The sequence below is a fragment of the Flavobacterium daemonense genome (assembly GCF_007341385.1).
In the GTDB taxonomy this organism is placed as follows: Bacteria; Bacteroidota; Bacteroidia; order Flavobacteriales; family Flavobacteriaceae; genus Flavobacterium; species Flavobacterium daemonense.
This window is the reverse complement of the sequence record NZ_VJYD01000014.1, coordinates 122,505-131,594: the sequence shown is the minus strand read 5'-3', so window position 1 is coordinate 131,594 and position 9,090 is coordinate 122,505. Positions and strand designations below refer to the sequence as shown.

The 9,090-nt window shown below is 34.9% G+C and carries 6 protein-coding genes; all 6 read left to right on the top strand.

Annotation, left to right across the window (positions count from 1 at the left end; translation table 11 throughout):
* The coding region (locus FND99_RS16860; protein ID WP_144339101.1) for a T9SS type B sorting domain-containing protein at positions 1-2,306 on the top strand (2,306 nt) is incomplete at its 5' end.
* Between the two features lie 51 nt (positions 2,307-2,357).
* Positions 2,358-3,269 carry a PorP/SprF family type IX secretion system membrane protein gene (locus FND99_RS16855; RefSeq protein WP_144339100.1) on the top strand — a complete coding sequence of 304 codons (912 nt, stop codon included), beginning with the start codon at positions 2,358-2,360 and terminating at the stop codon, positions 3,267-3,269.
* A 13-nt stretch (positions 3,270-3,282) separates the two neighbouring features.
* Complete coding sequence (locus FND99_RS16850; RefSeq protein WP_144339099.1) at positions 3,283-5,289, top strand: OmpA family protein; 2,007 nt, start codon at positions 3,283-3,285, stop codon at positions 5,287-5,289.
* 253 nt (positions 5,290-5,542) lie between these two features.
* Positions 5,543-5,968, top strand: coding sequence for a CBS domain-containing protein (locus tag FND99_RS16845; protein WP_144339098.1), 426 nt, complete (start codon positions 5,543-5,545; stop codon positions 5,966-5,968).
* Between the two features lie 159 nt (positions 5,969-6,127).
* Entirely contained in the window at positions 6,128-8,419 is a 2,292-nt protein-coding gene (locus tag FND99_RS16840; protein WP_144339097.1) for an NADP-dependent malic enzyme, read from the top strand.
* Positions 8,420-8,486: 67 nt separating this feature from the next.
* Positions 8,487-9,068, top strand: a complete 582-nt coding sequence (gene ruvA, locus FND99_RS16835) for a Holliday junction branch migration protein RuvA (protein ID WP_144339096.1) — start codon at positions 8,487-8,489, stop codon at positions 9,066-9,068.
* Positions 9,069-9,090 lie beyond the last annotated feature (22 nt).

Here is a 9,090-nt window from a genome sequence, read left to right as displayed (position 1 = left end):
GCTCGACTGCTTCGGTTAGCTTGACAGTAAATGCTCCGATTGTGATTCCGGTAATCGACGCAGTAACCGAAACAACAGCCGCAATCAACAGCAACACTGGTGGAACGACAATTTCTCTGACAGCAAATGACACGCTGAACGGAATTCCGGTTACAGTTGGCACAGGCGCAGCTCAGGTTGATTTTACGCTTATCAGCACACTTCCTGCGGGACTGACGCTGAATGCAGACAAAACGATCACCGTAGCTTTTGGAACAGCTTCAGGAAATTATGAAGTGGAATACACGATCTGCGACAATGATCATGCAATGAACTGTGATACTGTGAAAAGCTATATTCAGGTTGTGGGCGATTTATTGGTATTAAAAAATGATACGGCAGGCCCAATTGCGGGAGTAAATCATGCAGTTACAGTTATAAATGTTTTAGGGAATGATACTAAAAATGGATTGCCAATTGTAGCTTCTGATGTAAATCTTTCAGAAACTATTGCAGATCCATCAGGATATTTAACATTAAATCCGGACGGAACAATAGTATTAAAAGAAAACGCACCAGCAGGAACGTACGGACTTACTTATCAAGTTTGTGAATTAAACACAACAAATTGTGCAACAGCGACAGTTAAAGTAACAGTTGTTCTTCCAACAATGACTGTAACAGCAAACAGCTATTGTTCAAATGATGTTCCGTATGTGTCCTATGATGTAAAAGCAGATAATTTTACGCCAAATAATTTATTGACAGTAAAATGGATCGATAGCGACAATAATGTTGTGGCAACACAAACTAATCTACCATTAAGCGGTAGTATTTTATGGCCAGGTGCAGTGGTGGATAATAACGGAATTGGAATTGACTGGCCTGGATGGTTATTGATAAATGGTCAATGGATTGAAGGTGCCGACGGATTTGAAAAAACCAGAACAGGTGTTACCGTACAGTTTTCGTTAAATCCTACAGTGAGTATATCGCTGAGTTATCCTCCAGCTACACCGCAATGTAATGCAAGGCCAACATTTGTTATCAAAGCAAATAACGATACAGCAGGACCAATTGATGCTAAGAAAAGTATCAGCACTGCGTTGAATATTTTCAGTAATGACCGCTTAAATGGCATCGCTGTAAACGAGACTGCTGTTGTTTTGAGTACTGTTGTTGCAAATCCCAATTTGGTTTTAAATGCAGATGGTTCTGTTGATGTTAAAACAGGAACTCCATCAGGAACGTATCAATTGACTTACCAAATTTGCGAGGCGTCGAATTCGTCAAATTGCAGTCAGGCAGTTGTAAACGTAACTGTAATAAATTCAGTTGATCCTGCACCACCAGCACCGTTACAGCTTGTTACAAAAGATGATCTGCAAGTAAATGTGGATGGAATTAATGGACAGCTTGAGTTTATAAATGTTTTAAGTAATGATTTATTAAATGGATTGCCAATTGATCCGGCTGATATTGTAATTTCTAACACACCAAAGAACCCTTATTTTGAATTTAACGCTGACGGAACGGTAAATGTAAAACCTAATACTCCAGCTGGAAATTATGCTTTAGTGTATCAAGTTTGTGAAAAAGCTAATACATCTAATTGCAGTTCGGCTACATTAAATGTTTTTGTTGAAGTGCCAAATATTGCCATTGTCAAAACCGCAGTTTTTAATGATGAAAACAGTAATGGATTTGCTAATGCAGGTGAGACGATCACTTATAAATTTAAAATTACAAATACAGGAAATGTTCCTTTAACACGTGTGACAGTTGCAGATCCTTTGCCGGGAGCTGTAGTTTCTGGACAAGCAATTGATTTAGAAGTAGGTGAAGTTGATGACCATACTTTTACAGCACAGTATAAAATTACGCAAAACGATATTATTCGTGGTATAGTAACAAATCAGGCAACTGCGCAAGGATTTAGTTCAAGAGGAGTTGATGTAGATGATAAATCTGATGATGCAAGCAACGCAGGTAATAATCCAACTGTGATCAATTTAAATGGTTGTCAGATCAAGGTTTTAAATGCTTTCTCTCCAAATGGAGACTCAAAAAATACAAGATTCTATATTCAAGGAATAGAATGTTACCCTGATAATACAGTTGAAATTTACAACCGTTGGGGAGTATTGGTTTTTGATATTGATCATTACAATAATGAAGACCGAGTTTTTGTAGGAGTTTCAGCAGGACGAGCTACCATTAAAGAGTCAGATGGATTGCCGGTAGGAACTTATTTTTATATACTGAAATATAAAGATAACGATTCAAATCAGCACGAGCAGTCGGGTTACTTGTATCTTAATAAATAAAAAATGATAAACGGTTTGACTTTTAGGCAAGCCGTTTTAAAAGCTTAATAAATGAAAAAATTAGTTTTAATTTTTATGTTTTTTTCAGTTGTGTGTTCCGCGCAGCAAGACGCGCAGTTTACACAATACATGTACAATACAATCTCGGTCAATCCAGCATATGCAGGATCTCGCGGTGTACTGAGTGTATTTGGATTATATCGTACACAATGGATCGGACTTGACGGAGCTCCAAAAACAAGCACTTTTTCGGTAAACACGCCTTTAGATAACAGTAAATTAGGATTAGGTGTTTCATTGGTAAATGACAAAATTGGGCCAACTGTCGAAAATACGTTGTCGGCTGATTTATCTTATAGCATCCCAACCTCTGAATCGTTTAAACTTTCTTTCGGAATAAAAGCTACGGCCAATTTATTTAATTTAGATGCAAGTAAATTAAGTTTTGAAGATCAAGGTGATGAACAATTTCAAGACTTGAAAAATAAATTCACGCCAAATGTTGGTGCTGGGGTTTATTGGCATTCAGACAGAGCTTATTTAGGATTTTCAGTTCCTAATTTTATAGAAACAAATCGTTATGACGATAATAATACTGCCATTTTTAAAGAAAAAATAAATTATTATTTCATGGGAGGATATGTCTTTAATTTGGATAAGCTAGAATACATCCGATTTAAGCCGGCTATTTTGACAAAAATGGTTCAAGGCGCACCATTACAGGTTGATGTTTCTGGTAATTTTATGTTTTATGACAAATTCGTTGTTGGTCTTGCCTATCGCTGGAGTGCATCAGTTAGTGCAATGGCAGGTTTTCAAGTATCAAAGGGAATGTATATTGGTTATGGATATGATCATGAAACAACAAGCTTAAGACGATATAATTCGGGATCTCACGAGGTATTCCTTCGTTTCGAATTTTTTAATAGTTATAACAAAATGATCTCTCCAAGATTCTTCTAATTTAATATCTGCTATGAGAATTAAAATATTAAGCTTTTCTGTTTTATGCATGTGCCTTGTTTTTAAAATGAGCGCACAGACTGTAAACAACACTAGCTCCGCAGACAAAAAGTACAATGATTATGCTTACGCAGATGCCATAAAAGCATATGAAGATCTTGTAGAAAAAGGTACTAAAGATGAAAAAATAGTACAAAGACTTGGTAATTCATATTATTTTATTGGCGAATTGCCTTCGGCGCTGCAATGGTATAATGAGTTGTTTATGATGAATGAAGACCAGGAGCCAGAATATTTGTACCGATATGCACAATGTTTAAAAGCATCTGGAAATTATCGTAAGGCTGATGAAATTTTAGAGAAATTCAATCAAAAAGCGGGCGCAGAAAAAAGAGCTTCTTTGATCAGAAATGAGAAAAATTATTTGGACGAAATTAAAGCAAATTCTGGAAGATATGAAATTGCCGATGCAGGAATAAATTCATCTTATTCGGATTATGGAAGTGTTATTTATGATAAAAGAATCGTTTTTACTTCGGCTAGAGATACAGGCGGGATTGCAAAAACGAGTTTTAAATGGACAAATAAATCTTTTTCTAAATTATATATCGCCGATTTAATGCCTGATGGAAGTGTTGGCAAGCCGGTATTGTTTCGTAAAAATCAAAAATCAAGATTCAACGAATCAACTCCGATTTTCACAAAAGATGGCCGAACGATGTATTTTACAAGAAATAATTTTACAGATGGGAAAAGAGGAAAAAACGACAAAGAAGTAACACTTTTAAAACTTTATAGATCAGATTTTGTAAATGATGTTTGGACCGAAGCAAGAGAACTGCCATTTAATAGTGACCAATATAGTACGGCACATCCTGCATTGAGTATGGATGAAAAAACATTGTATTTTGCGTCAGATATGCCGGGAACTTTAGGGCAGTCAGATTTGTTTAAAGTCGCAATAAATGAAGACGGAACTTTTGGTCAGCCACAAAATTTAGGACCTGTAATTAATACAGAAGGAAGAGAAACTTTTCCTTTTATCTCTGGAGAAAACGAGCTTTATTTTGCTTCAGACGGACGTCCGGGTTTGGGAGGACTTGATATTTTTGTTACAAAGATTAGTCCAGACGGAACAATCGAAGATGATGTGCAAAATGTGGGAGAACCTGTAAACAGTAAACAAGACGATTTTGCTTTTACAATTGACGGCAAAAACCGAAACGGATTTTTTTCTTCAAATAGAGAAAATGGTCACGGTTTAGATGACGTTTATCGTTTTACAGAAACTAGAAGGTTGGTTTGTGAGCAGGATTTAATGGGAACAGTTTCAGATGCTGAATCAAATGAAGTTTTATCAAATGTAAATTTGTCTTTGTTTGATGAAAATTTTAATCCGGTTTCCTCAATTGTGACAGACGATAAAGGGAATTATATTTTTCCCAAAATAAAATGCGGTAAAAAATATTCCATTCGTGCTTCAAAAAGTGATTACGGAATAAAAGAAATTTCGACAGCAGTTAAAAAAGCAAACGGCAAAACAACTTTGGATTTCACAATGCAAAAAATGTTTAAACCTTTAGCTGCGAAATCAATCGAAATTAAAAAAACGAAAGTAAATCCAGTAAAACTTGGGCCAATAAAAGTGGGGACAGATTTGGCTAAATTACTGCATATTCCAATGAACTTTTTTGATTTAGGAAAAGCGACGATCAAAAAAACATCTGAACCAGATTTGCTAAAAGTGGTTGATATTTTGAATCAATATCCAAATATAAAATTAGATATTCGTTCGCACACAGACAGCCGCTCATCTGCTGAAAGCAACCAGATTTTATCAGACAAAAGAGCGCAATCAACAAAGGATTGGCTTATTAGCAAAGGAATTGATGCAAGCCGACTGACAGCAAAAGGATATGGTGAAACCAAATTAATCAACAAATGTGCTGACGGAGTAAAATGTACCGAGAAAGAACATCAGCAAAACAGACGAAGTGAATTTATCATTGTAGGGCTGTAAAAAAGAATTAATATAATAAAAGCTCTTTTCTATATGAAAAGAGCTTTTTTTATGCAAAGTAGGAAAGCGTTAAAAAAACAAATTTTTCACAAAAAACTTCTCGAAATGATTTCATTCTTTGCGGGATAGTTTTGAAAAACCGAAATGCAGTGTATTTTGTTTAAAATGAATGGATTAGCTTTTTAAAATGTAAGGTTGAATATTAAATTATATCAATTTTTTTATAACTTTATAATTCTAAAATTTTTCAGATATGACTGTAAATCAAATATTAAACGCAAAAGGGAGAAATGTTTTTTCAGTACTTTCAACTACAACTGTATATGAAGCATTGAAAGTAATGGGTGAAAAAAACATAGGGGCAATTCTTGTAATTGAGGGAACCGACCTAAAAGGAATCTTGTCTGAAAGAGATTATGCTCGAAAAATTGTTTTAAAAGACAAATCGTCAAAAGAAACTTTCGTGCATGAAATTATGGAAAGCAATGTTTTCTCCGTAAATCTTTCAAACAATATCGAAGATTGCATGGAGCTGATGAGCACAAAAAGAATCAGACATTTACCAGTTTTAGAAGACGGAATTGTTGTCGGAATTATTTCAATCAGTGATGTTGTAAAGGCAATTATTGAAATTCAGAAAGACACAATAAATCATTTAAATTCTTATATTTCCCAATAAAAAAAACGTAAAAAATATAGTTTTAAAGATAGTCCTGATTTTGATGGACTATTTTTTTTTGATGCCGAAAATTGTTATTTTAACAAAAGAAAGCACTAAAAACGCCCCTTTTTAAACTAAGACTTATATCTTTGTAAGCTAGAATAAAAGCTAAAAATAATGAACAAAGAGAGTAAAAGAAGAGAAGCGCTGCTGTATCACTCAGAGCCGACTCCAGGAAAAATTCAGGTAGTTCCAACAAAAAAATATGCAACCCAGAGAGACTTATCGCTGGCTTATTCGCCGGGAGTTGCAGAGCCATGTTTAGATATTGCAGCAAACGTTGATGACGTTTATAAATATACAGCAAAAGGGAATTTAGTAGCCGTAATTTCAAACGGAACTGCAGTTTTAGGACTTGGAGATATTGGTCCTGAAGCCTCAAAACCTGTAATGGAAGGAAAAGGTTTATTATTTAAAATATTTTCTGATATTGATGTTTTTGATATCGAAGTCGATACAAAAAATGTAGAAGAGTTTATCCAAACTGTAAAAAATATCGCGCCAACTTTTGGAGGTATTAATCTTGAAGATATTAAGGCTCCAGAATCTTTTGAAATTGAAAGAAGACTGGTAGAAGAATTGGATATTCCTGTAATGCATGACGATCAGCATGGAACTGCGATTATTTCTGCAGCAGCTTTGATCAATGCATTAGAATTGGCAGGAAAAAAAGCAGAAGACGTTAAAGTTGTAGTTTCAGGAGCGGGTTCGGCTGCAATTGCTTGTACAGATTTATATGTTTTGCTAGGCGTAAAAGTTGAAAATGTTTTAATGTATAACAGTAAAGGGCTTTTAACAAAAGATAATCCTGCGCTTTCAGATTTGCAATTAAAATATGCTGTTGATGGTCCTAAAATTGAATTGGCCGAAGCGGTAAAAGGTGCTGATGTTTTTATCGGATTGTCTTCAGGGGGTATTCTTTCACCTGAAATGTTATTGACAATGAAAGATAACCCGATTGTTTTTGCAATGGCAAATCCAAATCCGGAAATCGACTATAACTTGGCAGTTGATACTAGAAAAGATATTATTATGGCTACGGGACGTTCTGATTTTCCTAATCAGGTTAACAACGTTCTTGGTTTCCCATATATTTTTAGAGGAGCGCTTGACGTAAGAGCTACAAAAATTAACGAAGCTATGAAAATGGCGGCTGTAAAAGCTTTGGCTATTTTAGCAAAAGAACCAGTTCCAGAACAGGTTAACGTAGCTTATGGTGCTACAAAATTAGGTTTTGGTCAAGAATATATTATCCCAAAACCATTTGATCCTAGATTGATTACCGTTGTTGCACCTGCAGTTGCAAAAGCAGCAATGGAATCTGGAGTGGCAAAAAATCCTATTACAGACTGGGCCGCTTATGAAGATGTGCTTCGTGAACGTATGGGGAATGATAATAAAATGGTGCGTTTGATTACAAATCGCGCTAAATTAAACCCTAAACGAATTGTATTTGCTGAGGCTGATCATTTGAACGTATTGAAAGCGGCACAAATTGTATATGAAGATGGTATTGGTTTCCCAATTTTATTAGGAAACAGAGAAATTATATTAGAATTAAAAGCTGAATTAGGTTTTGATGCTGATCTTGAAATCATTGATCCTAAAACAAACGAAGAAGAAGAAAGACGCAACAGATTTGCAAATTCATATTGGGAAGCTAGAGAACGAAGAGGTGTTTCACTGCTTGATGCTCAAAAATTCATGCGCGAAAGAAACTATTTTGCAGCCATGATGGTTAATGCAGGAGAGGCAGATGCTGTTGTTACGGGTCATTCAAGAAGTTATCCAAGTGTTGTAAAACCAATGCTTCAGTTAATTGAAAAAGCACCGGGAGCTTCACTTGTTGCAACTGCAAATATGATGCTTACAGCACGTGGGCCAATGTTTTTATCAGATACTGCAATCAATATTAATCCGTCTGCTCAAGACTTGATTAATATCGCCTTGATGACTGCTAAAACAGCAAAAATGTTTGGTATTGAGCCAGTTATTGCAATGGTTTCGTATTCAAACTTTGGATCATCAACACATCAAAATGCATCAAAAGTAAGAGAAGCGGTTGCTTATCTGCATAAAAACCATCCAGAATTGATTATTGATGGAGAGATTCAAGCAGATTTTGCTTTAAATTCTGAAATGCTAAAAGAAAAATTCCCTTTCTCTAAATTGGCAGGAAAAAAAGTAAATACGCTGGTATTCCCTAACTTAGAGTCGGCAAATATTACTTATAAATTATTGAAGGAATTGAATAAAGCAGGTTCAATTGGTCCAATTATGATGGGACTTGGTAAACCTGTTCATATTTTCCAATTAGGTGCAAGTGTTGAAGAAATGGTAAATATGGCTGCAATTGCGGTTATTGATGCCCAAGAAAAAGAAATTAAAAAAAATAAATTAGTCCAATAATTCCTATTGTAAAATGAGATTAATAGTGTCTTATTTTTACTTATATTTGGTACTATAAATAATATATATGATAGCACATTTGCAAGGAAAACTAGTTGAAAAAAATCCCACAGACGTTGTAATTGATTGTGGCGGAGTAGGATATCATGTAAATATTTCTTTGCATACTTTCTCGCTAATTCCTAATGCTGATTTTATAAAATTGTATACGCATCTTCAAATTAAAGAAGATGCGCATACTTTATATGGCTTTGCCGAAAAATCAGAACGTGAAATATTCAGAATGTTATTGTCTGTTTCTGGTATTGGTGCTAATATCGCAAGAACAATGCTTTCTTCGATAGAACCAAAACAGATTATAAATGCAATTGCATCTGGAGATGTAGGAGTTATCCAGTCAATAAAGGGAATTGGAAGCAAAACTGCTCAACGCGTTATACTTGATTTAAAGGAAAAAGTGTTAAAGTTGTACGATTTAGATGAAGTTTCAGCAGTACAAAACAATACAAATAGAGATGAAGCGTTATCTGCTTTGGAAGTTTTAGGATTTGTTCGAAAAGCTTCTGAAAAAGTAGTGGAGAAAATTGTAAAAGAAGATCCAGAAGCTACAGCAGAAACCATCATAAAAAGAGCTTTAAAAAGCTTGTAACTCAATTAACATAAACGAATTG